The organism is Coriobacteriia bacterium (assembly GCA_018368455.1).
Classification (GTDB): domain Bacteria; phylum Actinomycetota; class Coriobacteriia; order Coriobacteriales; family UMGS124; genus JAGZEG01.
Window position 1 is genome coordinate 11,865 of the sequence record JAGZEG010000007.1, and the last position, 26,042, is coordinate 37,906.

Annotated in this window: 21 protein-coding genes; 7 read left to right on the plus strand and 14 right to left on the minus strand. The window is 66.2% G+C overall.

Going from position 1 to position 26,042, the window contains the following annotated elements; all coding sequences use genetic code 11:
- Window positions 1-180: 180 nt before the first annotated feature.
- Both KHZ24_05555 and KHZ24_05560 read left to right on the plus strand, forming a co-directional pair.
- Window positions 181-1,797, plus strand: a complete 1,617-nt coding sequence (locus tag KHZ24_05555; protein MBS5450663.1) for a LuxR family transcriptional regulator — start codon at window positions 181-183, stop codon at window positions 1,795-1,797.
- A 135-nt stretch (window positions 1,798-1,932) separates the two neighbouring features.
- Window positions 1,933-4,557 carry a DUF3516 domain-containing protein gene (locus KHZ24_05560; GenBank protein ID MBS5450664.1) on the plus strand — a complete coding sequence of 875 codons (2,625 nt, stop codon included), beginning with the start codon at window positions 1,933-1,935 and terminating at the stop codon, window positions 4,555-4,557.
- Window positions 4,558-4,800: 243 nt separating this feature from the next.
- Here KHZ24_05560 and KHZ24_05565 read toward each other — a convergent pair whose 3' ends face one another.
- The 6 genes from KHZ24_05565 to KHZ24_05590 form a co-directional block, all read right to left on the minus strand.
- Window positions 4,801-6,030 carry an MFS transporter gene (locus KHZ24_05565; protein ID MBS5450665.1) on the minus strand — a complete coding sequence of 410 codons (1,230 nt, stop codon included), beginning with the start codon at window positions 6,028-6,030 and terminating at the stop codon, window positions 4,801-4,803.
- 94 nt (window positions 6,031-6,124) lie between these two features.
- Window positions 6,125-6,658 carry an RNA 2',3'-cyclic phosphodiesterase gene (gene thpR / locus KHZ24_05570; GenBank protein ID MBS5450666.1) on the minus strand — a complete coding sequence of 178 codons (534 nt, stop codon included), beginning with the start codon at window positions 6,656-6,658 and terminating at the stop codon, window positions 6,125-6,127.
- 93 nt (window positions 6,659-6,751) lie between these two features.
- Window positions 6,752-7,963 (minus strand): acetate kinase, encoded by a 1,212-nt coding sequence (locus tag KHZ24_05575; protein MBS5450667.1) that lies wholly within the window; start codon window positions 7,961-7,963, stop codon window positions 6,752-6,754.
- Window positions 7,964-8,017: 54 nt separating this feature from the next.
- Window positions 8,018-8,686, minus strand: a complete 669-nt coding sequence (locus KHZ24_05580; GenBank protein MBS5450668.1) for a DNA-3-methyladenine glycosylase 2 family protein — start codon at window positions 8,684-8,686, stop codon at window positions 8,018-8,020.
- Window positions 8,687-8,695: 9 nt separating this feature from the next.
- On the minus strand, window positions 8,696-9,271 hold the full coding sequence (locus KHZ24_05585) for a methylated-DNA--[protein]-cysteine S-methyltransferase (GenBank protein ID MBS5450669.1): 576 nt from the start codon (window positions 9,269-9,271) through the stop codon (window positions 8,696-8,698).
- A gap of 111 nt (window positions 9,272-9,382) precedes the next feature.
- Window positions 9,383-12,130 carry a DUF3945 domain-containing protein gene (locus tag KHZ24_05590; protein MBS5450670.1) on the minus strand — a complete coding sequence of 916 codons (2,748 nt, stop codon included), beginning with the start codon at window positions 12,128-12,130 and terminating at the stop codon, window positions 9,383-9,385.
- Between the two features lie 242 nt (window positions 12,131-12,372).
- Between KHZ24_05590 and KHZ24_05595 the strand changes: the two genes are divergently transcribed.
- The 3 genes from KHZ24_05595 (at window position 12,373) to KHZ24_05605 (ending at window position 14,872) form a co-directional block, all read left to right on the plus strand.
- Window positions 12,373-13,629, plus strand: coding sequence for a TlpA family protein disulfide reductase (locus tag KHZ24_05595; GenBank protein MBS5450671.1), 1,257 nt, complete (start codon window positions 12,373-12,375; stop codon window positions 13,627-13,629).
- A 67-nt stretch (window positions 13,630-13,696) separates the two neighbouring features.
- Window positions 13,697-13,846 carry a thioredoxin gene (locus KHZ24_05600; GenBank protein ID MBS5450672.1) on the plus strand — a complete coding sequence of 50 codons (150 nt, stop codon included), beginning with the start codon at window positions 13,697-13,699 and terminating at the stop codon, window positions 13,844-13,846.
- 105 nt (window positions 13,847-13,951) lie between these two features.
- Window positions 13,952-14,872 (plus strand): 4Fe-4S binding protein, encoded by a 921-nt coding sequence (locus tag KHZ24_05605; GenBank protein MBS5450673.1) that lies wholly within the window; start codon window positions 13,952-13,954, stop codon window positions 14,870-14,872.
- 2 nt (window positions 14,873-14,874) lie between these two features.
- Here KHZ24_05605 and KHZ24_05610 read toward each other — a convergent pair whose 3' ends face one another.
- The 6 genes from KHZ24_05610 to htpG all read right to left on the minus strand — a co-directional run bounded on the left by KHZ24_05610 (window position 14,875) and on the right by htpG (window position 22,956).
- On the minus strand, window positions 14,875-15,729 hold the full coding sequence (locus KHZ24_05610; GenBank protein MBS5450674.1) for a universal stress protein: 855 nt from the start codon (window positions 15,727-15,729) through the stop codon (window positions 14,875-14,877).
- A gap of 39 nt (window positions 15,730-15,768) precedes the next feature.
- A complete protein-coding gene (locus KHZ24_05615) occupies window positions 15,769-15,984 on the minus strand; it encodes a hypothetical protein (protein ID MBS5450675.1) in 216 nt (71 codons plus the stop codon).
- 27 nt (window positions 15,985-16,011) lie between these two features.
- Window positions 16,012-17,139: an inorganic phosphate transporter gene (locus KHZ24_05620; protein MBS5450676.1), complete on the minus strand. Its 1,128-nt coding sequence runs from the start codon at window positions 17,137-17,139 to the stop codon at window positions 16,012-16,014.
- A 345-nt stretch (window positions 17,140-17,484) separates the two neighbouring features.
- The gene (locus tag KHZ24_05625; protein ID MBS5450677.1) at window positions 17,485-18,474 is read right to left on the minus strand and encodes a hypothetical protein; all 990 of its coding nucleotides are present in this window, start codon (window positions 18,472-18,474) and stop codon (window positions 17,485-17,487) included.
- 332 nt (window positions 18,475-18,806) lie between these two features.
- Window positions 18,807-20,306 (minus strand): hypothetical protein, encoded by a 1,500-nt coding sequence (locus KHZ24_05630; protein ID MBS5450678.1) that lies wholly within the window; start codon window positions 20,304-20,306, stop codon window positions 18,807-18,809.
- Window positions 20,307-20,895: 589 nt separating this feature from the next.
- Complete coding sequence (gene htpG / locus KHZ24_05635; protein ID MBS5450679.1) at window positions 20,896-22,956, minus strand: molecular chaperone HtpG; 2,061 nt, start codon at window positions 22,954-22,956, stop codon at window positions 20,896-20,898.
- Between the two features lie 234 nt (window positions 22,957-23,190).
- Between htpG and KHZ24_05640 the strand changes: the two genes are divergently transcribed.
- The gene (locus KHZ24_05640; GenBank protein ID MBS5450680.1) at window positions 23,191-23,751 is read left to right on the plus strand and encodes a Uma2 family endonuclease; all 561 of its coding nucleotides are present in this window, start codon (window positions 23,191-23,193) and stop codon (window positions 23,749-23,751) included.
- Between the two features lie 38 nt (window positions 23,752-23,789).
- Here the strand turns inward: KHZ24_05640 and KHZ24_05645 are convergent, their stop codons facing one another.
- Window positions 23,790-24,818: a 3-deoxy-7-phosphoheptulonate synthase gene (locus KHZ24_05645; GenBank protein MBS5450681.1), complete on the minus strand. Its 1,029-nt coding sequence runs from the start codon at window positions 24,816-24,818 to the stop codon at window positions 23,790-23,792.
- A 158-nt stretch (window positions 24,819-24,976) separates the two neighbouring features.
- On the opposite strand from KHZ24_05645, the gene mscL reads away from it, so the two are divergent.
- Window positions 24,977-25,426, plus strand: a complete 450-nt coding sequence (mscL, locus tag KHZ24_05650; GenBank protein ID MBS5450682.1) for a large conductance mechanosensitive channel protein MscL — start codon at window positions 24,977-24,979, stop codon at window positions 25,424-25,426.
- A 24-nt stretch (window positions 25,427-25,450) separates the two neighbouring features.
- Here the strand turns inward: mscL and KHZ24_05655 are convergent, their stop codons facing one another.
- Window positions 25,451-25,915, minus strand: coding sequence for a GNAT family N-acetyltransferase (locus KHZ24_05655; protein MBS5450683.1), 465 nt, complete (start codon window positions 25,913-25,915; stop codon window positions 25,451-25,453).
- Window positions 25,916-26,042: the final 127 nt, after the last annotated feature.

Here is a 26,042-nt window from a genome sequence, read left to right on the forward strand (position 1 = left end):
CTCAGCGCCAAACGCCAACAGGTATGACCCGCATGCCGGGACGTCTTTCGGGGCGTCTCGGCATGCGGCGTATCGCGAGAGGCCAGGCATATCCCGCCGTAAGGATGGCGTTTGGCACGCACGGCAGACGCCGGGGTGCTAGACTGCCAGGACGGCCGCGAAGGGCAGGGGGGCTTCTCGATGGCACGTTCACAGACAGGCCGCGTAGGCTCGGCTCGCCCGGGCATGACGTTCATCCGCAAGGCAAGCGGAGCGTTTCTCGTGCCCGCCATCGTCGGCTATAGCCTCGATATCGCACTCGTCTCGCTGGCCGGATGGCCCGGCTCTTCCTCGGCCTTCTCAACAGGCCTGCTTTCGAGCGATCCCTACTCTGCGTTCATTCAAACAAAGAGCGCGTCGTTTTGTCTGGCCTTCTTTCTTTGGTTCGCGCTCTCAATGCGCGGCGGCGACCGCTTTCACGCGCTGCTCTGCGCCCGGCCCACGTGCTGGGTGTTCTCGGCCCTGTTCATGGCGGGCGGGCTCCTCGGCCTGCTGCCCCTCGAAGACAGCGGCGCCTCGACGCTCGTGCAGGCCCTGTGCGGTCTGCTGATGGGTGCGGGGCTCTCCGGTAACTTCACGCTGTGGGTCAGCCTGTTCAGCTCGCGCGAGACACCGCTGGACGCGCGCGGCATCATCGGGGGCACGCTGCTGGGCGGCCTGCTGTACTTCGTGCTGGCCTGGCTGCCCAACCTGGCCATCTGCCTCGTGTCCATCCTCGTCATCGCGCCTGGGACGAGTTTGGCGCTTGCCTGGTGTAACTTCCGCTTGCACCCAGCGTGCCACGCCTGCGACGGGGAGCCGGGAGAGGTCGCGTTCTACGGCGGGGCCGTCACGTTTCCCCAGGAGCACGCTGCGCGTCGCAAGCATCTCAAGAAGGGCATCCTCTCGCTACTCGCACCGTGCCTAACCATCGGCCTCATCGGCGCGGCCATGCAGCTCACGCGCCTGCTATCCGTTGGCCTGGGATCCTCGGAGCTCATCGTCGGCAACGTGAACAGCCTCGCGCTCATCGCAAGCCCCCTCATCCTGCTCGCGCTGTTCGAGCGCAGCAACTACCACGTCGACATGGGCGCGTTCCAGCGCGTCTGCGCCCCACTCATCGCCGTCGTCGCGCTGGGGCTGCCCATACTGGGCTCGTGGTACGGCTACGTGTTGGCCTTCGTGCTCTACACCATATTTTCGTGCGCCTCGATGATGGGCATCCTGGCCTGCAACCAGGTCGCACGCCACTACCGCATCCCCCCGGTTGCGATGTATGCGCTGGCCTTCGGCATCATCTACACGATGCGCTACCTACCCTCGCTCGTCTCAAGCGCCCTCGGCATGCTCGCCGGCAGGCCCGGCACCGGCCTGCTCGTCACACCCGGCCTCGAGGAGCAGCTGTGGTGCGCCCTTCTGTGCGTGACGCTGATGTTCGTGGCGTACGTGTTCTCCGACCGCTACCGCCGCGCCCAGGAGGCGGCCGACGTCTACTCGTGGGAGTCCGAGATCGAGCCGCGTTATCGCCAGATCGTCCAAACGACGGAGGACGTCGTGCGGCGCTTCGGGGAGAGCGTCGGGCTCACGAGCCGAGAGGTCGAGGTGCTCGTGCCGCTGTTCAAGGGACGGACGGTGCCCCTCATCGCCGAGGAGCTCGGCGTCACGCAAAACACGGTGCGCTTCCACTGCAAGAATGTCTACGAGAAGCTCGGCGTCCACTCGAAGCAGGAGCTCATCGCCCTCGTGGAGAGTCACATGAGCCCTGACGCCGAGGGGTAGACGCGCGCCGAGGCCACCTTACGAGCTGGTAGAATCGACCTCGCGCACCCGTGACGGGGCGCTCCACGCAGACGCTACCTCACGAGTCGGCAGGGGCTTTCGCGACTCGGCGACGCTCGAAAGGCTTGGTCACACATGGCAGAGACGCAGACGGGAACCCCCGAGGTCACCGCGGACGCAAGCGCCGACTCGTTCGGCTCGCTTGGCGCGCTGTCGCCGAGCTGGTGGTCAGAACCCACCGAGGCCGCCAACGACGCGCTGGACGCCGAGGATCCATGGCTCTCGACCGACGAGGCGTTCGAGCGCTTCCTTACCTGGGTGGAAGACCGCGGCATCGAGCTGTGGCCCCACCAGGAGGAGGCCCTCATGGACATCGCCGCCGGCGACCACGTCATCTTGGGCACGCCGACCGGCTCAGGCAAGTCGCTCGTCGCGCTCGGCATGCACTTCATAGCGATGGCGACCGGTTACCGCTCGTACTACACCGCTCCCATCAAGGCGCTCGTCTCCGAGAAGTTCTTCAACCTCGTCGAGGTGCTCGGGCGCGACAACGTCGGCATGATCACCGGCGACACGCACATCAACACGCAGGCGCCCGTCATCTGCTGCACGGCCGAGATCCTGGCCAACGAGGCCCTGCGAGAGGGTGAGGGCACCGACGTCGCCTTTGTCGCCATGGACGAGTTCCACTTCTACAGCGACCCCGACCGCGGCTGGGCCTGGCAGGTGCCGCTGCTGACGCTGCCCCGCACGAAGTTCCTGCTCATGAGCGCCACGCTGGGCGACACGTCCGCCATCGCGAGCGACCTGCAGGCGCGCACCGGCACGCCCGTCAACGTCGTGGCCGACGCGCAGCGCCCCGTGCCGCTCTCCTATGAGTACGTCGAGACCGCTCTCGAGGGCACGGTCGAAATCGCCCTGCGCGAGGGCAAGGCGCCGCTGTACATCGTGCACTTCTCGCAGGACGCCGCGCTCAACAGCGCGCAGTCCCTGGCCAGCTATGGCGTGGCCTCCAAAGAGCAGCGCGAGGCCGTGAAGCAGGCCATGAAGGGTACGCGCTTCACGACGGCGTTCGGCAAGATCCTGCAGCGCCTGCTCGGCTGCGGCGTCGGCGTGCACCACGCCGGCATGCTGCCGCGCTACCGCCTGCTCGTAGAGAAGCTCGCCCAGCAGGGGCTGCTGCCCGTCATCTGCGGCACGGACACGCTCGGCGTCGGCATCAACGTGCCCATCCACACCGTCGTGCTGACGGCGCTCACGAAGTTCGACGGTCACAAGATGCGCCGCCTGCGCTCGCGCGAGTTCCACCAGATCGCAGGCCGAGCCGGGCGCGCAGGCTTCGACACGGAGGGGCTCGTCATCGCCGAGGCGCCCGACTACGACATCGAGAACGCCAAGCTACTGGCCAAGGCCGGCAACGACCCGAAGGCGCAGCGCAAGATCAAGCGCAAGCAGCCGCCCGAGGGCTTCGTCGGCTGGAACAAGCAGACGTTCGAGAAGCTCGTCGAGAGCGTGCCCGAGACGCTCAAACCGCGCCTGCGCATCACGCACGCCATGGTACTCGCCGAGGTCATGCAGGGCGGCGACGCCGTGGCGCGCGTGAGCAAGCTCATCGACGACTCGCTGCAGACGCCCGAGGAGAAGGCCCAGCTGCACGTACGCGCCGCCGAGATATTCGCGACGCTCGTGGACGCCGATGTCGTGGAGCGCGTCGAGAACGCCGACGGCACGGTGTCGTACGTGACGACGGTCGACCTGCCCGACGACTTCGCGCTCGACCAGCCACTCTCGCCGTTTCTGCTCGCGGCGCTGGAGCTGCTCGACCCCGCGAGCGAGACGTATGCGCTCGACGTCGTGTCCATGGTCGAGGCGACACTCGAGGACCCGCGCCAGATCCTGCGCGTCCAGGAAAAGAAGGCCCGCGAGCGCGCCATGGCCGAGATGAAGGCCGACGGGGTTGAGTACGAGGAGCGCATCGAGCGCATAACCGAGGTGACGTACGACAAGCCGCTCGAAGACCTGCTCGAGCCGGCGTTTGCCGAGTACTGCCGCGAGGTGCCGTGGGCCAACGACTACCACCTCTCCCCCAAGAGCGTGCTGCGCGACATGCTCGAGTGCGTCGCCGACTTCAAGGGCTACGTCGCCGGGCTCAACATGGCGCGCTTCGAGGGCATCCTGCTGCGCTACCTCTCCGACGCCTTCCGCGTGCTCGACCGCACAATCCCGACGGACAAGCGCACCGAGCAGCTCGACGACATCGTGTCGTGGCTCGGTCTCGTCGTGCGCTCCGTCGACTCGAGCCTCGTGGACGAGTGGGCCAGCGCCGGCGAGACGCTCGACGCGGCGCCCCCGACGGCCGCCGACGAGGTCGTCCACGACCGTCGCGGCCTGACCGTGCTCGTGCGCAACGCCCTCATGCGCCGCGTGACGTTGGCCGCCCGCGGTGACACGAAGGAGCTGGGCGCGCTCGACGGGGCGTGGGGCTTCGGCGAGGGCCGCTGGCGCAAGGCGCTCGACGCGTTCTACGAGGCACACGAGGAAATCCAGCTCGACGCCGACGCGCGCTCCTGGGCCTTCCTCGAGCTGGATTCCTCCGACGAGAAAGCCGCGCATGTGTGGCACGCCCACCAGGTGTTCAGCGACAACGACGGGGACCGCGACTTCGGCATCTGGGCCGACGTCGACCTGGACGCGACACAGGAAGAGGGCGAGGTTGTCTTCAAGGAATACCGCGTCGGGTTCGTCGACGACCCCGCATAAGGAGCAGCGAGCGCCAGAGCAGGAGAAGCAAGGCCCCCGTTGGCCAAAACAGCCTAGCTTTGCGAGTCGATAGGGCCGCTGCGGGGTACCTCGGCGTCCCATGCGCTCTTCCAGGAGCAGCCGACCTGCGCTTTTGTGCACACCGGAGCCGAGCGGCCTCATGGTTCGCCCCGATCCCCTCGCAAAGCAGGGGTGTTTTGACCAGAAAGGCCCCGCGCGCTCCTGCTCTGGGCCGCTCCGAGCCTAGGAGCGCGCCTTTCGGGCCGCATCGAGGCGCGGGAGCAGCCAGGTGGCGCAGAACGCCAGGGCAGCCAGCGCTATGGCGCCGCCGACGAAGCCGATGAGCGACACCGACGCGGCCGAGCTCACGCCACCGCCAATCGCCGTCCCCAGGCCGATCCCCAGGTTGAAGATGCCGGAGTAGATGGACATTGCGACGGCAGCGGTCTCGGTGGTCGTAATGCCCACCATAACGCCCTGGAACGCCACATTGAACGCCGTGGCGCACATGCCCCAGATAACGCAGACGACCAGGACGGCTCCCACGCCGAGCTTCGCCGCAGGAAGCAGCACGAGCAGCGGCACCATGATGCCGGCAAGCGAGCCCAGGATGAACAGCCGGCGATGCCCGTCATAGAAACGCGCGTAGAGCAGGCTGCCCACGATTCCCGCAGCACCGAAGCCGGTGAGCATCGCCGTGATCGTGCCCTCGTCCATGAGGGCAACCTGCTGCAGGAACGGCTCGATGTAGCTGTACCCCGTGTAGTACGCAGTGGCGAATAGGGCAACGAGCACGTAAATGCCTACGAGCACCCGGTTGCTGAGCAGCACAGGCAGCTTCGCGAGCGTAAATGGCTCGCCCGCCTTGAGTTTGGGGAACACGAGGCGCAGGTAGACGGCGATGACGACGGCGATGACGCCCACGCAGCCAAACGCCATGCGCCAGCCCAGCGCCAGACCCACTGCACGGCCGAGCGGCATGCCGAGGATCATCGCAATGGACGTGCCAGCCGACACCATGCCGATAGCGAGTGACTGGTAGCGCGGTGAGACGACGCTCACGGCCATCGGCGTCGTGATCGACCAGAACACCGCGTGCGCGCAGGCAACGACGAGGCGCGCGACGAGCAACATGGCAAAGCCGGTTGAGAAGAACGCGAGCGCCTGGCCGACGGCGAAGACGATGACGACAGCGATGAGCAGCGTGCGATACTCGAAGCGCGACGCGGCCATCATCAGTGGCAGCGACAGCAACATGACGGCCCACGCGTAGACCGTGATGATCATGCCGGCCACGCCCTCGGAGACAGCCAGGTCGGCGGCGATGTCGGTCAGAAGGCCGATGGGCATGAACTCCGACGTGTTGAACACAAACGCCGAGAACGTGAGTCCGATGAGCGGCAACAGCATGCGCAGCGTCAGCTGCTCTCCCGCCGCTTGGCCTGCTCCGCTCACCCGTTCATCCTGCACCATCGTCAGCGCCTTCCTCCCGATTTCAGAAGGCACATTCTAGCGCGGTGCATGTGGGCGGATTGTTAGCGCGATGTGCGGACTTTGGGGCAAAACCCTACGCCTCGGACAGCGCCACGGTATGCAGAGGCTTGTAGCGGGCGCCGTCGGGTTCGAGGATGCTCTTGAACAGCGTGACGCGCGTCGCCTGTGACGACTCGGGGAACTCTAGCACGGGCAGGTCACCGTGCGGCAGGCGAACCCGGCGTCCCAGCGTCACGTGCGGGCGAAACGGCTTTTCCTCGAAGGTGACACCGCGGGCGGCCAGGCACTCTCTAACGGACGTCGCCAGGCTCACCAGCTCAGGCGCCGTCTCGAGCCCCAGCCACAGTGTCGCGTCACGAGGTCGGCCGAACTTGCCCAGACCCTCGCTGCGCAGCGGCACGGGTCCTCGGCCGGCGCACGCCTCCTCCAGCGCGCCCACGGCATCGCGAGAGGTAGCCTCGTCGATCTCGCCGAGAAACGCCAGCGTCACGTGGTAGGTCTCCCGGCGCACAAAACGGCCCTCGCAGCTCAGTGCAAGCCTGCGACCCATGGCTGCGACCTCATCGGCGAAGACATCGGGCAGCTCCAACGCGATAAACGTTCTCATGGCGATACTCCTTCCCGCTCGACATGCGAGCCTCGATGAGACCACCCTAGCACGGTTGCGCGACAGAAACCCGCCCCGTGCGATCCCGCAGCCCTATCGCCCGCTTACGAGGGCGTCGGTCTCGCGAGCGATGCGCATCTCCTCGTCGGTCGTCACGACGCAGATCTTGATGGGAGAGTCGTCGATCGACACGATGCGGTTCGTCCCGATGGCACCCACGACGTTGTTGCGCTCCCTGTCGAGAATCATCCCCATGTGCGCCAGGCCCGCAAAGATGCGCTCGCGCAGCTCGGCCGAGTTTTCGCCGATGCCAGCCGTCATGACAACGGCGTCCGTGCGCGTCATGAGCGCGTAAAACGACCCGATGGCCTTCTGCACCTTGTGAACGTACATGCGGATGGCAAGCTCGGCGTTCTCGTCGCCGGCGTCAGCGGCCTGCAGGACCTCGCGCATATCGCTCGAAAAGCCCGAGATGCCAAGAATGCCCGACTCCTTGTTGAGGATGCGGTCCATCTCGTCGAAGCTGATGCCGTCACGGCGCATGATATACGTGACGATGGCAGGATCGATCGAGCCGGAACGCGTGCCCATCATGAGGCCCTCGAGCGGCGTGAAGCCCATCGTCGTGTCGATGGAGACGCCGTGGTTGACCGCAGTGATGCTGCCACCGCTGCCCAGGTGGCACGTGATGATGCCTAAGTCGTTCAGAGGACGTCCCAGCAGGTTTGCCGCCTGCTGCGCCGCATAGCGATGCGAGGTGCCGTGCGCCCCATAGCGGCGGATGCGATGCTGCTCGTAGTAGCGCATCGGCAGCGGGTACATGTAGGCCTCGGGCGGCATCGTCTGATGGAACGCCGTGTCGAACACCGCAACCTGCGGCGTGTCGGGCAGCAAGCGGCGCAGCAGGGCGATGCAGGCGTCGGCAGGCGGGTTGTGCAGGGGCGCGAGGACCTCACAGCGGCGGATCTTCTCGAACGCCTCGTCATCGATGACCGTAGACGCGGCAAAGTACTCGCCACCGGAGACGATGCGGTTGCCGATGGCCTCGATCTCAGAGATCGACGAGATGGGCGAGGACTGCTCGCTGGTCATGATGTCCAGCAATCGTCCGAGCACCTCCTCGACCGCCAGGCCGCCGACCTCGTATTCGAGCTTGCCAGGCACCGGCGGAAACGAGACGCGCAGGCGTGCATCGGGCTCGCCGATCTTCTCGGCAAGCGCCTTCATAAGCGAGACCTTGCCATCGGTCTGGATGAGCTGGCATTTGAGGGTGGAGCTTCCCGCGTTCACCACGAGCACGATCATTGAGGACCTCCCTGCGCTTGAGGCAGCCGTTGCAGATACCACGCGCCTCTTCCCTCAGCCGGCATTCCCGCGCACAGGGGCCTTCTTCTTGGGCGCGGGATCGGTAAGCTCGGGCAGGGCGCCGGCCGCGACGGCCCAGAAATAGAGGCTCGCCGTGGATCCGTAGGGTGACAACCGCCGCCGGTAACGCTCGAACAGGGGGCGCGTGATGGCACGATGCCGGTACACCATGCGCATTCCGCGTTGGATGGCCAGGTCGTCAAAGGCGAGGATATCAGGTCTTCCGAGCGAGAACAGCAGGATCATCTCGGCCGTCCAGCGACCCAGGCCCCGCAGCGAACTCAGTGCCGAGATGGCCTCCTCGTCGCCCATCTCGCCGACTGCGGCAAGATCGAACGAGCCCTCGTCGACGCGCTGCGCGAAGTCGACGATGTACCCGGCCTTGCGGTGCGTCATTCCGCACGCCTGCAGCGCCTCGGGCCCCGCCCCGAGGATGCGCATCGCATTGACCTCGCCGCCCGTCAGTGCCAGCAGCCGCCCCCACACGGTGGCGAGCGCGGCGTTGGAGATCTGCTGGGCGACGATGTGGTGGCACACGGCAGCGAACAGGTCGCCGTCCATCTCGCGCTCGACGTGCCCGAGCCGGTCTATGACGGCACCGAGCTTGGCATCCTTTGAGCGCAGGTAGTCCGTCTCGATCTCACCATACGGGAAGAACGCCATCAAACCCTCCTAGAGAGCCGTACCGTGCACCGGAGCGAACAGGCCGCGCGCCGCAAGGTCAACGCCTTCGTGCTCGAGCAGCCACACTTTGTGGGATATGCCACCCGCGTAGCCAGTCAAGCTGCCGGTCGAGCCCACGACGCGATGGCACGGGATGATGATCGAGATCGGGTTGTGCCCGACGGCCCCGCCCACCGCCTGGGCCGAGGCACGGCGACCCGTTTCCCTCTCGAGACGGCGCGCAATGTCGCCGTATGTGAGCAGCTCGCCGCGTGGGATTTCGCACAGGATGCGCCACACACGCTGACGAAAGTCGCTGCCTGCCGGCGCCAGGGGAAGCTCGCCTGGCGTCGGCCACGCTTCCACGCTCTTCTCTGACGCAAAGTAGCGGTCAAGCCAAGAATGGGTACGCGCGAAAACGGGCAGGTCAGCACGCTCGACCAGCGGCTCCGCCACCCCACCCAGAAAATACTTCTGGCTCTCGAGGTAGAGGCCCGTCAGCGTAGTGCCGTCACTGGTCAGCGTAATCTCACCGCCCAGCGCCGCACGGGCCGCTTCGCCCCCATAGCGAGTCGTATACACCATGCCGATCGCCACCTCCGACCTCGTCAGGTTTCCCATAGAGCGTACACCTGTTCGATAACGAAGACTAGGGGGCAATCCGCAAGCGGCCTAGGGAGCGTGTGCTCCGCCGTCCTACCACTCGAAGCCAGGCAGCACCGCCTGGTCATCCCCACCCGGAACCTTGGGGCCCTTTTCGGGCTTGGTCGGCTTCTTTTTGGGTTGCTCGGCGGGATACCCGGTGATGCGCGGCCGGTAGTCCCGCTCGGGGTCGAGCGTCACGAATGCGTTGAACTTGTCGCCGGTCTTGCGCGAGGTCAGTCCCTTGAGCGTCACCGTCTCCCCCGCCAGCAGCGCCTTGACGTCGGACTTCGAGAGCTTCTTGCCCAGGTAGTCGCGATAGAGTCTGAAGTCGCAAGAAGCTTGCTCGCCCGCGGCCTCCGCATGCTGGGTGCTGCCCCCACGGTTGCGTTCGCAGAGGTAGGGCACGCGCTCGTTGCCGACGTCCATCACGTCGCCGCCGCACTTGGGGCACGTGCCCACCTTGACGCTCTGGTCGGCCGCGATTCGCAGCCTCCAGTTGTGCTCGGCGTCAAGCTCCACGATCTTGTCGAACCGCTCGCCGTCAGCCCTCGTCAGGCCACGCAGCATGACCGGCTTGCCCGCCAGCAGCTTCTTGGCCTGCGCCGCCGATATGGACGCCCCCATGAACGAGCGGTGCAAACGAAAGCCGCAGCTCCCGCAGTCACGCCAGCTCACGGAGCCGTCGGGGTTCTCGATGCGCTCGCGCCTCGTGTTCTCGCACAGGTAGGGCGCCCGCTCGTTGCCGGTGTCGAGCACCTTGCCGCCACACGCAGGGCACGTCCCCACAGGGGCTCCCTTGGGCGGGGCGGTGCGCAGCGGCTGCGCGAGCTGGTTCGCCACTATGCCGCGCACCATCTGCACGACGCCGGCTACGAACGGGGCGGGATCGGCGTTGTCGCGATACACCGAGTTGAGGTCGCGCTCGATGCGCGCCGTGAGCTCGACGCTCTTGAGATCAGGCGCCACCTCGTCCACGAGCGCACGCCCCTCGGGCGTCGACGAGAGCGTCGAGCCCTTGCGCGCCAGATAGCCACGCTCGACAAGCGAGGCGATAATGCCCGCGCGCGTCGCCGGCGTACCGATGCCGCCCGAGTGCGACGACGAATCTTTGATGGCAGCCTTGAGCTCGTCGCCCTCGACGAAGTGGTCCGCGTGCTCCATCGCAGCGAGCAAGGTGGCGTCCGTATAGCGCCGCGGGGGCTTGGCCGTCGTCTTCTTGACCTCACCACCTGCAACGACGCGCGTGCTCGGCGCCTTAAGGTCCGCCGGTATGCGCGTAGCCGTCGCGTCGTCGGCCCCCTCGGACGCGCCCTCTCCGCCCGCAGTTCCGCGCCCCTTCGCGCTGCTCGCCGCCTTACGCAGGCGCTTCCAGCCCGCGTCGACGTCGCTCACCGAGCTCGCGCTGTACGGCAGACCCTGGCACGTCGCCTTCACGGCCACGCGGTCGAAGATGCGATCGGGAGCGGTGGCCGCGAGCAGCGACTCACACAGCATCCGCGCGACGGCGGCCTCCTCCTCGGTGAGCGCGGCGAGGCGTGCCGCCGTAAGCTGGCGTGTGGGCAGCAGGGCGCCGTGGCCCTCGACCTTGCTGTCGTCGACGACCTTCGAGACGTCGTGCGGCATGGAGCGATACGTCCGGGCGACGTCGGCCCCCACGTGTGCCTCGTCGGCCACCGCGTTGATGAGCCCCTCGAGCATCGCGCCGTCCTCGGCGTTCACGAAGCGAGAGTCCGTACGTGGGTAGGTGGCGAGCTTCTTTTCGTAGAGCGACTGCAGCACGCGGTCGACGGCGTCGGGAGACATGCCAAGCCGCTCGCTGGCGAGCTTCTGGGCGCCCGTCGTGTTGAGCAGCGTCGGGGCGCCCTCGCGGCCCTGCTTGCGCTCGACCTCGATGATCTCGCACGGGGCGCCTTGGGCCGCGGCAAGCACCTCCTTGGCCGCCGCGCCGTCAGGACCCGGCTCGCCGGTCACGAAGAAGCCGTCGCCCAGGTCGAGCCGCACGCGGAAGCTGTCCTTGCTCTTGAACGACGCGATGAGGCGGTCGCGCTCCACGACGAGTGCCAGCGTGGGCGTGCGGACGCGGCCGACGCTTTGCGCCGAACGCATGGACGCCGAGTAGAGCCGGCTCGCGTTCATGCCGACGAGCCAGTCCGCCTGCGAGCGCGCAACGGCCGAGCGGAACAGACCGGCGTACTCGGTGTTGGGCTTGAGTCGCTTGAACGCCTTGGCGAGCGCCGCGTCCTCCAGTGACGAGCACCACAGGCGATCGGCCGGCAGCGTGCAGCCCACGAACTGCAGCACGAGGTCGGCGATACACTGGCCCTCGCGGTCGGGGTCGCAGGCGTTGATGACGCGAGCGTAGGAGCCGCTGGCCAGCAGGCCCGCGACGACCTGGTACTGCGCGTCGGCGCCACGCTCGCGCGAGACGGCCCAGCGCCAGCCGTCGGCCGACGGGATGATGGGCAGCGCCGCCGTGCCGCGCTCGCGCCACTCGGGGTGGTCGTCGTACTCGTCGGGCATGAGCAGGCGCAGCAGGTGGCCCTGGGCCCACGTGACGTCGTAAGCGTCGCCGCCGATCCATGAGCCGTGGTCGGCGCGGCAGCCGAGGAACGTGGCGATCGTGCGGCCGACGCTGCGCTTCTCCGCGATGACGAGCGTCTTTGTGGGGACGGGAGCCGAACCGTCCGCCGAAGCCCCCTGTCCGCCAGTGCCCGCCGTCATATCCGTGCCCTCGCCTGCCACAGCCGTGCCGCTCCCCTCGCCATCGAACGTGCCGGATGGACCATCGTACCAGAGCATGCGCGGCGAGCCCCATCCGGCGAGACAAATCCGTCGAATGTGGGCCGATAGGCTTCTCTTTGGAGGAAGGCGACTCCAAAAGCCTCAACAAACCTGCGGTTTTCTGAGCAAAAACCCTCAACCTGCCGCAAACAGATCCCCGTCAGTCCGCATTCGACGCGCTGTCGAGGCAAACCGGGCGTGGACTTCATGCAGCCCCTGGCATCATAATCACGTCAACTTCGAGCAAAAGGAGACCCTCCATGGCCAGGACGTCCACGAAGACCCACGCCCACAGGAGTGCCCTCGTCCCGGTGGGACTCGCAGGCGCCGCGCTGTCGCTTGCGCTGCTGGGCGGTTGCGGCCCCACGGAGCAAGTTCCCGACGCGAGCCAGCCAACGTCCCCGGACGCAAGTACTGCCAGCACGCAGGAGGTCGACTCCACCGCGTTCATCCCCGACGCCTCCACCGAGATCGAGCGCTTCGACGAGCAGGGCGATACCGGCGAGAAGGAAAGCGAGTCCACGTCGGGCACCGCCGTCACGTTCCGCCCCGCCGACACCGGCATCCAGGAACAGCCTGAGCTCAGCTACCCCTACCTCGGCCTCACGGCTAAGCTTCCGCAAAGCCTCCAGGACGCCATGGCGAGCCGCGACGTCTTTGCGTTCGCCCAGGAAAGCTACACGGACGACTGGACGGCCATCCGCTACGCCCACCTCGTCTTCTGCGCGCTGACCGACGAGCAGAAGACGCGCGAGGTATCCACCGTCGACCCGGAAGCATGGCGAAGCGAGCTGCGCCGCATCGGCACGCTCGGCGCCTACGAGAAGGCTTACGAAAGCCAGCTCGACGACCTCACCGGCTGCGATGAGCACACGAAGCTCGGCGAGAGCCCCGACGGCGCGTACGTCTACTACCTCAGCACGAGCTCACAGGCAAGCCCCGATGAGATTACCCAGCTCACGGGCATCGAGACGACCATCTCCGCCATGCGCGAGCTCGACCCCTCCGACACGCTCACGGCATTTTCCGTCGGCCGCATCGAGGGCGTCTCCTCTGTCGGCGACTGGACGACGACCGACGTCGAGGGCGCGGCCATCGACTCCCGCGAGCTGTTTGGCAGCGCCAAGCTCACGCTCGTCAACGTGCTCACGACGTGGTGCCCCTCGTGCGTCGAGGAGATGCCCGAGCTCGAGCAGCTGCGCGCGACCATGGAGCAGAGCGGCGTCAACGTCGTGGGCGTCGTGCTCGACACCGTCACCGAGAAGGGCAATCTCGACGAGTGGGCAGTCGAACAGGCGCAGAGGCTCAAGCGCGTGAGCGGCGTGCAGTTCCCGCTGATCGTGCCCGACGCCTCGGAGATGAACGGAAGGCTCACCGGCATCGAGAGCTTCCCCGAGAGCTTCCTCGTCGACAGCGAGGGCAACATCGTCGGGAAGACGTATGCCGGCGCACGCACGTTCGAGGGCTGGAAGCAGGTCATCGAGCAGGAACTCGCCGCCCTTGAGGATCAGGCCTAGGGGCGCGGCGATGAAAGCCGTCGAGCACAACGCGACGCCTCCCGCCGGGCAGCCCGCGCCCAGGGGCATCCACCTGAGAGGCGTGCCCTGGTGGGTCGGGCCGCTCGTTGCGCTGGCAGGCGTCGCCTGCATGGCCGTCGGCGTCTGGCGCGGAGAGGCCGTCGTCGTGCTGCGCAAGGCTGTCGCCATCTGCCTCGAGTGCATCGGCATCGGGTAGGCGCGCGACAGAGCCCAAAGCACAGACTGAGCTTGCGGTCCCGGATGCGACTTCGGTCTCCAAGGTTCCCATGCCCCAGCGTTTTCGAACGGAGGCAAGCGTCCCATGTGCACCGGATCATTCAAGGACTGCACGTCCTCGCACCGCCCGCGCGGACCCTGGCGCCGGCACGGCATCCAGGCCGCATGGGCGCTGCTCACGAACAGCTATCTCATCGGATTCGTGCAGGGGAAGATCTACAAGGGCTCGCTCAAGAGCCTCTGCGTGCCCGGTCTCAACTGCTACTCGTGCCCCGGCGCGCTGGGGTCGTGCCCCATCGGCGCGCTGCAGGCCGTCATCGGCAGCTCTCGATTTCACCTGACGTTCTACGTCGCCGGCTTCCTCATGCTCGTCGGCGCCCTCGTCGGGCGCTTCGTCTGCGGATACCTCTGCCCGTTCGGCCTCATCCAGGAGCTGCTGCACAAGATCCCGCTGCCCCGCCCTCTGCGCAAGGTCAGCACGTTCCGCGGCGACCGGCTGCTCCGCAAGCTCAAATACGTCATCCTGGCTGTGTTCGTCATCCTGCTGCCGTTGTTCGCCGTCGACCTGCTTGGCCAGGGCGCCCCGTGGTTCTGCAAGCTACTCTGCCCCGTCGGCACGCTGGAGGGCGGCATCCCGCTCGTCGCGCTCAACGAGACGCTGCGCGGGGCCATCGGATGGCTCTACACGTGGAAAGTCGCGCTGCTTATCGGTATTATCGCGCTCTCGATAATCGTCTATCGACCGTTCTGTAAATACCTCTGTCCACTGGGCGCCGTGTACTCCGTTTTCAACCCCATCGCCGTGCTGAGGCATCGCGTCGATGCGGATACGTGCACGAGGTGCGGGACCTGTGCGAAAGCATGTCCCATGCAGGTCAATCCCGCTCAGACGCCCAACCACCCGGAGTGCGTGCGCTGCGGGGCGTGTGTGGCAGCCTGCCCAAGTGGCGCGCTGGGCACGACAGCCGCCTGTCGGCACACAGCCAAGAAGCCCGCGCCGATGTAGCCTTACGGCAGTGGCACAACAACGGTGGGGACGCTCGGGCTCAGCAGCACGGCATGGGCCGTCGAGCCAAACAGGGCGCGCCCCAGCGCCGTGCGCGAGTGGGTGCCCAGCACGAGCATGCGATGGCCTCGGCTGCGCTCGATAAGCGCCTTTGCCGGCGACGAGCCCTCGACGGCGTGGCCGCTCACGCACAGGCCCGGGTGGGTATCCCCCAGAAGGCGCACCCGGTCGTCCAGCTTGTGCTGAAATGACACGCCCACCGGACCGACGCCGCCGCCCATGACCTCCGCCGGCACCTCAAGAAACGGAGGCAGCCCCCAGACGGACACGAGCTCAAGTGGCTCCCCTGTCGAGAGCGACTCTTGAACGCCAAAGGTCACGGCGTTCTCGCTCACCTGGTCGGGGCCCACGCCCACGACAATGCCGGCCCCCTCGTCCTCGGGCGCCCATCCGGCTGGCACGACAACGGTGGGAATGCTGACGGACACCGACACGCGCAGGCCCTTCGCCCCGCCGATGGCCTCGCCCACGCTCAGGCCGTGGTGCGTGCCCACGACAATCATGCTGTGGCCCGCGGCCGCATCGACGATCCCGTCGACGGGCTTACCCTGCACAACCCGCGCCTCCACCGCCATGCCGGGGCATCTGGCAACAAGCTCGTCACGCCTGGCGGCCAGGGCCTTCTCGGCCGAGCGAACCGCCTCCTCGGCCTGCACGCCAACCTGTCGAGCCGCGCTGGGGTCGACCACCGTCAGAAGCGTCAGCCCGCCCTGTACACGCCGGGCATAGAGCGACGCCCACACAAGTGCCCGCTCGCCGCGTTCGCTCCCGTCGATACCCACCAAGATGTCTATCATCTCTTGCCTTCCTTCGGGTGCGAACTGGGTATGTAGACCTCAGTGAAACGCTGGGATCATCAGCCAAAGCGCAAACAGGACAATCACGACACATCCCGCGAAGCACGCAATCGCAACGGGACGGTTGGCACCCGCCTCTCCGCCGCCCGCGCCCCACAGGCGCAGGCCCGTAGCATACAGAGCGCTGATGGCGCCGGCCACGCACACGGCAACGACGAGCACGAGCACAAAGCTGCCGATCTCTTCCGCTACCATTCGTGATCCCCCTTTCGCATTCAGACGTTACGGCTCGATCGACACGGCGGAGGCGTCGTTGACGTTCGTCGCCGTAACGGGGTTGCGCTTCGACAGGCGTAGGATAGCCAGGGCGACGATGGCCGCAAGCAGCGCTACGACGAACGTGCCGATCAGGCCCGTCTTAGCCAAGGCGCAGGCCAGGGCGGCCACAATGCCCGCGCACGGGAACGTCACGAGCCACGCGACGAGCATGCGTCCCGCCACCGACCACGTTACCGGCGTCTTGGCACCCAGGCCCGTGCCGATAATGGAGCCGGAGCACACCTGCGTCGTGGAGAGCGCAAAGCCCAGGTGCGACGAGACAAGAATGGTCGCAGCCGACGATGCCTCCGCCGCAAACCCCTGTGGCGTCCCGATCTCGGTGAGCCCCTTGCCCAGCGTGCGAATGACGCGCCAACCGCCCGAATAGGTGCCCAGCGCGATGGCAAGGCCGCACACGGCGACAACCCACAGCTCGGGAGAGGAACCCGAGGGCTGTGCACCGATGGAGATCAGGGCCAGCGTGATGATGCCCATCGTCTTCTGGGCGTCGTTCGTGCCGTGCGACAGGGCCACGAGGCACGCCGTGATCGTCTGGCCATGACGGAAGCCGCTCTCCACGGCGCGCGCGTCCATGCCACGCACGATAGCGAGGATGATGCGAATCGCGCAGAACGATGCAAGGCCCGCCACGACGGGCGAGACGAGCGCAGGGATGAGCACCTTGACGACAACCATGCCGAAGTTGATGCCCTGCACACCCGCGCCCACGATGACGGCGCCGACGAGCCCGCCGAACAGCGCATGCGACGAGCTTGACGGCAGTCCGACAAGCCACGTCGTCAGGTTCCACAGAATGGCGCCGACGAGACCCGCGAATATGAACTCTGGAGCGATGGTTACGGCCTGCTCGTTGATGATGCCGCCCGAGATCGTCTTGGCGACCTCCGTGGAGAGAAACGCCCCCACGAGGTTGAGGATGGCCGCGGCGATGACGGCGGTGCGCGGCTTGAGCGCACCCGTTGCGATCGATGTGGCCATCGCGTTCGCCGTGTCGTGGAACCCGTTCGTGAAGTCGAAAACGAGGGCAGTCACGATGACCATGCCCACGATGACGAGCGTTGCGATCTCCATGCGGCCTTCTATCCTCGGTCGTGCGACATCCGACAGTCGGGCGCCACGCGAGACGGGCGCCGGGGTGCGCAGAGGAAGACGCGTGAGGACTTCCTTATTATGGGACTGCGACCCGTCGAGCATTCGTAACTATGGCGTAAGGACTCCGTAAGAGAAGCGTTAGCTAGCATATCGAGCGCAGCTGCCGCTTCTCGTAAAGAAAATGTAAGCTCTCGGTAATGTCGCAGGTCACATGGCACGTTTGCAAAACAGGGACGCATGTAAACAAAGCGGGGCCCGGCGTCACAAACGGCACCAGAGCCCCGCGCATATCCACATATGAGAAGTAGGCGCGGCCGCGAAGCGCTACTCCGCAGCCTCACCCTGGGAAGCCTGGGGAGCACCAGCGATACCCCAGACGACCTCGGAGGGAATGAACCGCCGCGCCAGCCGCTCGGCAAATTGCGAGGGACGCAGCTCCTGGAGCGCCTCGCGGTTCCAGCTCTCGTGGGACATGGACGCGTTGGGATTCGTCAGGTCGATGCCCGGCATGTACATGCGGCACGAGTTGCGCGGGCAGGCATACTGGTCAGCCGCCGTTCCGCGCTCGAACAGTGCCTCGAGCTTGGCGCGCAGGGGCTCGTTGGACCAGTCGAGCACATACACGTTGGCCGTACCCAGAGCGCGCCGGGCAAGCTGTTTGGCCTGCTCGGGGATCTTGCCGTCATAGCCCGTGCAGAACAAAACGAGCGGGATGCGGCGCCCCGCATCGGTCAGGGCGGCGGAAAAGTGGTCGAACGTCTGAACCGTCAGCTTGTTCGGCACCGTCTGCAGCTGCGTCGGACCCACCTTGGCGACAAACCACGGCAGGGCGATGATCGTGCGCAGCAGCGCCGGAGCAGCGATGGTCGTCGGCAGCGGCTCGGCGAGCTCGGCGATGGGCCGGCACGTCGTCTGCATCTCGACTCGGCAGGCGCCAGCATCCGTTCGGCTCAGGCGCACGATCGTATGCCAGCGGCGGTCGTCGTGCGATCCGTCGGGCTCATCGTACTCCACGACCCAGCCCGTGAGGACGTTCGCCTCGTCTCGCTCGGACGCGCAGGCGAGGGCCGGCCACTCGTCGGCGTCATAGTCGCCGCCGTCGTAGTCGCTCGGCATGTGGTAGTCCAGCGCCTGCGGGAAGGCGCCTCGCCGCGCAAAGTCCTCGGCGATGGGGCTGCCCTCGTAGCGCTTCTCCTTCTCGACAAACCACGCGACAACCTGCTCGGCTGCCGCCATGAACGGGTCGCCGTCCTCCTTGATGGCGTACAGGTCAAAGATGGCCCTGTGCTTGAGAATGGTGTACGAGTCGCTCATGGTGTGCCTACCGTCCTGCCGTGAAAGCCGAGAGCTGGGCCCGATTGCCGCAGCTTGCCGCATTATGCCATGCAGCGCGCATCGTTGCAGGCGGCGCGAGGTGTGCCGCCGCGTCCCCCATCGGGATGCCACGCGAGGAGGTACGGGGCGAGACATCCTGGCGGGCCACCCCGCCATCCCCCGGCGCGAGCAAAGCGTTTGCGGCCGTGCCCATTGGGCTTCGCCTGACGCGCCCGTCACCACAGAAAAGAGCGGCCCGCCGGAAAAGAACTCCAACGGGCCGCCTTTGGTGACGTCATGCAATATGAGGGGCTGTCACCAGCCCCACCAGCCTAGCGATTCCAGCCGGACGAATCGCGACGTCCACGGCGATCGTCGCCGCCGCGTCCGCGAGAGCCGCCCCGGTCGTCGCGCGGGCCACGGTCGCGCCCGCCACGATCGCCCGACCAGCTTCCGCGATCGCCGCGCGTGCCCCGGCCGTCTCCGTCGCGAGCGTCGCGATCCGAGCGCCAGTCAGAACGACCTGGGCGGTCGCCGCGGGCGTCGCGATCGCCGGCGCCCCAGCGGCCCCCGCCGCGCCTATCCCCGCGGTCGGAGCGCGCGTCGGCCTCTCGCCAAGAACGACCCTCTCGCCCATCGGCGTCCCTACGGCCCCAATCACCTCGGCCCCCACGGTCGTCACGACCCCAGCCATCGCGCGAGCCCTCTCGCTCGACACGCCAGTCGCCTCGGCCGCCACGGTCATCACGCGAGCGGTCGTCCCAGCCCCTGCGCTCGTCGCGCCCACCCTGGCGTGCGGCGTCGCTGCGAGAGCCCCAACGGCTGCCACGGTCGTGATCACCCGAGCGGCGATCGTCGTCCCGCCAGCCACCGCGCCCGCCGCGGTCATCCCACCCGCGATCGTCCCAGCGCTCGCGTTCTCCGCCACGAGGGCCTCGGCCCTCTCGTCGGCCATCGCCACGACCGCCCTGGCGCTCGTCACGCCCGCGGAACCCTCCGCGGTCCCGGTCGCGCGAACCGCGGCCGCCTTCGCCATCCTCCTTCGAACCGGGCGTCCAACCGCGCTTGTACAGCAGGTGCGGACGCTGCTCAGCGCCCTTGAACTCCTCAACCTTCTGGACAGAGAGCTTGCCCGACTTCTCGTTGACGTTCACGACGACGCGGCAAGAATACTGGTCGCCATACTCGACGAGCAGCAGGCGAAGCGGCGTGCCATCCAGGCTGTACTCGATCTTGCTGCTCAGCGAGTCGGGGCAGCCGGGCTCGTTGCTCGTCTCCATATGCAGGTGCAACGGGGCGGCGCTGGGCTGACCGTGCGCGTCACGCGCGACGACCGTCACATACGTATAGCCGGCGCCCTCCTGAGGTACGCCCACCTGGATGCCGCCCACGTATCCGAATTCGTGGCGCGCCAGCTCGCCAGCCTGGTCAAGCATGCGATTGACGAGGTCGACCGCCTCCTTCAGAGCCCCGACGGCCTGCGGGTCGCTTTCGGCAGGAGCGGGAGCGGAGGCCTCTCCCGCCTCGTCGGCCTGCGCATTCTCGGGTGCCACCTCGCTCGCAGAAACATCGCTGGCCCGCTCTTCGGCCTGCGTGCCCTTCGGCTCTGCCGAGGCCTCAGCCGGAACGTCTCCCTCGCCGCCCACGCGAAATGCGAACGCCGTGCGCTGCGAACCGTCCTTGCGTACGGTCACAACCTGCAGCAGGTTTGCCGTACCACGGGGAAACGCCTCGCCCTCGCCCGACGCGGGGTCGACCCAGCGCTTATCACAAAGTTCCGTGCGCTCGCTGCCAAACGCCCGGTTGTCGCCATACAGATCCATCGGACCCATCCAATCGTGTCTCGGTGTCGGTGACCCGCCGGCGCATCCCGTTTCCAAGCAAGCCCACGCCGGCTCATCTGCGGTCGCGGATACGGTACCACGGCTCGTGCGAGACGACGCCGACTTCCGGCGCAATCCCGCAGGCGGCGCCGTCTCAACGCAACGGACAGGGTCTTCCGGTACTGGCCCCCGTGGCGGCGCCTCATGTTACAAAACCGGGCTTCGTGAATTTCGCTGCTACGTTTTCGTGTCTTATGTACGAATACGTGGCGTATCGACCGATAACACAGTCACGTCTATTTGTATCACCGCAGGTAAACGATCTATGAATTACCCTAGCAAGTCGCTCTCATCGTGCATGAAACGAGGTTTTGTAGCACGAGATTTCATAACGCAAGATTTTGGCCATCCAGCCCCGGCGGGGGGCGCACACCCCTCCCGCCGGGGCACAGTCATAAGGCCACAGGTACCCCGATCGGTCCAAGTCGCCCCGTCTGCGCGGCCACGGTGCGGCAGATGCAAGGCGCCGATGGGCGACGCGTACGACGGCGAGTCCATCGGCAACGCCGCAGATGCCGTGCCGTGGTCCGCGCAGACCCTACATGAGCTTGCAGACGTTCTCAGCAAACGCCACCGGGTCCTCGACCGGCAGGCCTGCCACAAGCAGGGCCTGGTCGAGCAGGACGCCGGCGTAGAGCGCCACCTTGTCGGCATCGCCCGCGGCCTGCGCCGCAGCAAGCTTGCCGAAGACGGGATGGCTCGCGTTGAGCTCGAGCACGCGCTGGGCCTTGGGAGCGTAGCCTGCCTCGGGACCCTGCGCCATGACGCGTTCCATCTCGAGCGAGATGGGACCCTCGGCCGTCACGACCGCAGGCGTGTCGCCAAGACCAGCCGCGACGCTCACGCTGGATACCTTGTCACCCAGCGCCTCCTTCACGGCGTCGAGCAGCGCCTTGTTCTCGTCGGCAGCCTTCTCGGCCTCCTGCTTCTCCTCGTCAGTCGCCAGGTCGAGCTTGGCGTCGGCCACGTTGGCAAACTCGACGTCGCGCGCCGGCGTCGGCTCGGCGTCGTCCTCGACCGCAGGGATCTCATCGATATGGTATACGCGCATGGCCTGCAGCATGAAGTCGTCGACGTCCTCCGTGCACAGCAGCACGTCGTAGCCGTGGCCCAGCGCCGCCTTGACAGCCGGCGTCTTCTCGAGGCGCTCGCGCGCGTCGCCCGCGGCGTAGTAGATCTTGTCCTGCCCATCTGCCATCGCGTCAACGTACTCGCGCAGCGTCACGAGCTTGCCGAGCTTGGCGCTCCAGAACAGCAGCAGGTCGCCCAGCTCGGCGGCCTTCATGCCGTAGCTCGCGTAAATGCCAAACTTGAGCCCGCGGCCAAAGTTGCCGAAGAACGTCTCGTAGGCGGCGCGATCGTCGGTCAGCATCTTGCGCAGCTCGGTGCGCACGCGGCGCTCGACCTGACGCGCAATGGCCTTGAGCTGTGCGTCCTGCTGCAACGTCTCGCGCGAGATGTTCAGCGACACGTCGGGTGAGTCCACGATGCCACGCACGAAGTTGAAGTAGTCGGGCAGTAGCTCAGCGCACTTGTCCTGGATGAGCACGTTGGATTGGTAGAGCGCCAGGCCCTTCTCGTAGTCCTTGCTGTACAGATCGAACGGAGCCGCAGACGGGATGAACAGCAGCGCATCGTAACTGATGCGGCCCTCGGCGTGAAACGAGATGACGCGCGCCGGGTCGGCGAAGTCGTGGAACGCCGTCTTGTAGAACTCGTTGTACTCCTCGGGCGTGACCTCGGAAGAACGCTTCGTCCAGATAGGCGTGATGGAGTTGACGGTCTCAAGCTCGGTGTAGCTCTCGTACTGCGGCTTGTAGTCGTCGCCGGCATCCTCGGGCTTCGGCAGCTCGCGGCGCTTGGAGACCTCCATCTTGATGGGGTAGTGGATGTAGTTGGAGTACTTGCGGACGAGGCCCTTGAGCTTCCACTCGCTCAGCAGCTCGTCGGTGTTGTCGTCGGCCGTCGAGGGGCGCAGGTGCAGCGTGACGATCGTGCCGTGATCGTCGGGGCCATCGAGCTCGCCCGCAGCAGCCGGCGTGACCTCGTAGCCGTTGAGGCCGTCGGACTCCCAGGCGTTCGCCGTGTCGGAGCCGAACGCACGGCTCACGACGCGCACCTTTTCGGCAACCATGAAGCTCGAGTAGAAGCCGACGCCGAACTGGCCGATGACGTCGACCTCCTTGCCGCCAACGGGCTTGGCCTCCTCGGCCTCGGAGACCTCGGTATCCTCGTCAGTCGCCTTCGCGTCCCCGTCCTTGGCCGCCTGCTCCTGCGCAGCGAGGTCCTTCTTGAACTGCTCGCTGCCCGAGTGGGCGATCGTGCCCAGGTTGCGGTCGAGCTCCTCGGCGCTCATGCCGATACCATTATCCGTGACCGTGATGGTGCGGGCATCCTTGTCGAACGCGACCTCGATGCCCAGGCCAGCACGGTTCACCTGCAGAGACGGATCGGTCAGCCCCTTGAAAACGAGCTTGTCGATGGCATCCGACGCGTTGGAGATGATCTCGCGCAGGAATATCTCGCGGTTCGTGTAGATCGAGTTGATCATGAGGTCGAGCAGCTTCTTGCTCTCGGTCTTGAACTCCTTGACAGCCATGGTCGTACGGCTCCTTCCAGTGCGCACGCGCGCCCTTTTCTTTGCGAAGAGTTCTACCGCACGGAGCCCCGTGCTAAACACCCGACGCTCAATCCCTCAGTGCTTATCACAAGAAAATCTATCAATAGGACACTTAGGTTTGCTTCATGGCGTGGCCTGGGATCGCTCTCAGGCATCCTGCGTTGCGGGGTATAATGGACATGAGAGTACTTTGCATGCACAGAAGAGGTCGCCATGTCGCTTCTGAACATCGATGCCTCCACGAGCTGTACTGCAGACGACTACTGGAACCTTCCGGACGGGACGCGTGCCGAGCTTATCGGCGGCAAGCTTTACGATATCGCTCCGCCAAGCTACACGCATCAGGTAATTGTGTCCGGATTGGTTCGCGAGCTCGGAAACTACGTCGCATCGGCAGGAGGTCCATGCAGGGTTATACCCGCCCCGTTCGCCGTCAACCTGCACGCCGATGATTCCACTTACGTAGAGCCGGATGTCTCCGTCATCTGCGACCCAGCCAAGCTCTCAGAACGTGGCTGCGAGGGCGCGCCGGACCTCGTTGTCGAAGTCGTCTCCCCCTCGAGCCAAAAGCGGGACTACTTCACGAAATGCAGCCTCTACGAAACAGCCGGCGTGCACGAATATTGGATCGTCGACCCGGCCAGCTCGCAAACAACAGTCTGCCGCTTCGACGCTGAGACAGGCCCGCTCGCCATGTACTCGTTTGACGAGCCCGTACCGGTCGGCATCTGGGACGACGCCGTCAGCATCACCGTCGCCGACCTCCTCAAGTAGCGGGCCGGGAGACCTCGCGCCGCCCGACCCGCACGAGGCTATACGAGCTCGGCGATCTCCCGCACGAGACGCTCCGTCTTCTCCCAGCCGAGGCAGGGATCGGTGATCGACTGGCCGTACACGTCACCGCCGACCTTCTGGCAGCCATCCTCCAGATAGCTCTCGATCATGAAACCGCGGAATATGCCGGCGATGTCCGGGTTGAGCGAGCAGCTGTGCAGCACGTCCTTGGCGATGCGGGGCTGCTCGGCCCAGCGCTTGTTCGAGTTGGCGTGGTTCGTGTCGACGATGAAGGCGCGGTTGGCAAGGTTGCGCTCGCCATAGGCCTGCACCAGGTCGAAGAGATGGTCGTAGGAGTAGTTCTGGTGCTGTCGCCCGTCGCCGCCCACATAGCCGCGCAGGATGGCATGGGCGAGCGGGTTGCCCGTGCTCTCGACGTCCCAGTTGCGGTAGATGAACGAATGGGGCGCCTGAGCCGCAACAATGGCATTCAGCATCACGGAGTCATCGCCGCTTGGAGGGTTCTTCATGCCCACGGGGACGTCTAGCCCCGACGCGACGAGGCGATGTTCCTGATTCTCGACGGAACGTGCGCCAACGGCCACGTAGGACAGCAGGTCGCTGATGAAGCGGTGGTACTCGGGGTAGAGCATCTCGTCGGCGCCGAACAGGCCCGTCTCCTCGATGACGCGCAGGTTGAGGTGACGGATGGCGCGAATGCCGGCGAGGAGGTTCGGCTCGCCGTTGGGGTTGGGCTGGTGCAGCATGCCCATGTAGCCGATGCCCAGCGTGCGCGGCTTGTTCGTGTAGAGACGCGGTATGAGGATGAGCTTGTCGGCAACCTCTTGCTGCAGGTCGGCGAGGCGCGTGCAGTAGTCGACGACGGCGTCCTCGCGATCAGCCGAGCACGGGCCGATGATGAGCAGCTTGCGCGGGTCGGCGCCCGTCATGACAGCGGCGATGTCAGCGTCGCGCTGCTTCTTATGGGCGCGCTCGAGCAGCCCCAGGGCCATCTCCTGCTTTATCTCCTGCGGGTTGGGAAGGCGGCGCTTGAAGTCCATGCCCATGGTCGGCAGTTCCTTTCGGGTGGGCGTGCGATGAAATCGAGACAGCCGGGAAAGGCCCCGCCTAGTCAGTGGGTCAGCATTCTACTCGATTGAAGCACCATACAAGCATGCAACCGTCCGTAGAAAGACGTCCAAATCAGACAGGGAGGCCACAGCACATGAAGGCATTTTTTCAGGAGTTCCGAGAGTTCATTAACCGCGGCAACGTCGTCGACCTAGCCGTTGCCGTCATCATCGGCGGCGCGTTCACGGGCATCGTGACGTCGCTGACCGACAACATCATCAACCCGCTCATCGCCGTGATCGCCGGGGGCGGGGCAGACCAGATCTCAGGGCTCGTCATCCCCGGAACTGAGATAGACTTCGGCGCGCTGCTGAGCGCCGTCATCAACTTCCTCATCGTGGCACTCGTCGTATTCTTGCTGGTGAAGGCCGTCAACAAGGCCCAAAGCCTCGGCGACAGCCTGCTGGGCTCAAACAAGAAGGACGCCGAGAAGGAGAAGCCACCCGTGTGCCCGTTCTGCCTCGAAGAGATCAAGGAAGGCGCCACGCGTTGCCCCCACTGCACCGGCGTGCTGCCCGAACCGGCACGGCCGCGCAAGGCGTAAGCCACGTCAGTGCGCAAGAGACCGTTAGGCGCGGCCCAGCTCCATGTGAAGGATGGGATATGGTCCACCCTGAGCGTCGGTCTCCGAGCGCCCGACAACGCAAAAGCCCTCGTGCTCGTAAAAGCCGCGCGCTTGCGGGTTCTGTTCGTTGACGTCAAGACGGCGTACACCCAGGTGCTCGACGGCATGGCGCAGCAGACGACCCCCGATGCCCCGGCCCCGCATCTCGGGCGCGACAAACAGCATCTCGAGCGAGTCTTCTGCCACGCCCGCAAAGGCGACGGGAGCGCCGGCGTCATCCACGCACGCCACCACGAGCCGCGGGATCTCCCGCAGGGCACCCGGCACATAGCCGGCGATGGCGTCGATCTCGGGAGGCGTCAGAAAGTCGTGCGTCGCCTCGACCGACGAGCGCCACACGTCCATGAGGGCGCCAACGAGCTCCTCCGTCCGGTCGGCTGCCTCGATCTCGGCCAAACGTATGTCCATCGCGTCCATGGCAATCCCTTCCCTCGAACCAGTACGTCGCCTGCGCCGAGACGGCAGCGCAGCGCCATCGACACGAAAGCGCCCCGGGTGCCAGAAGCAACCTCGGGGCGCATTGTTCGCCGGGTGC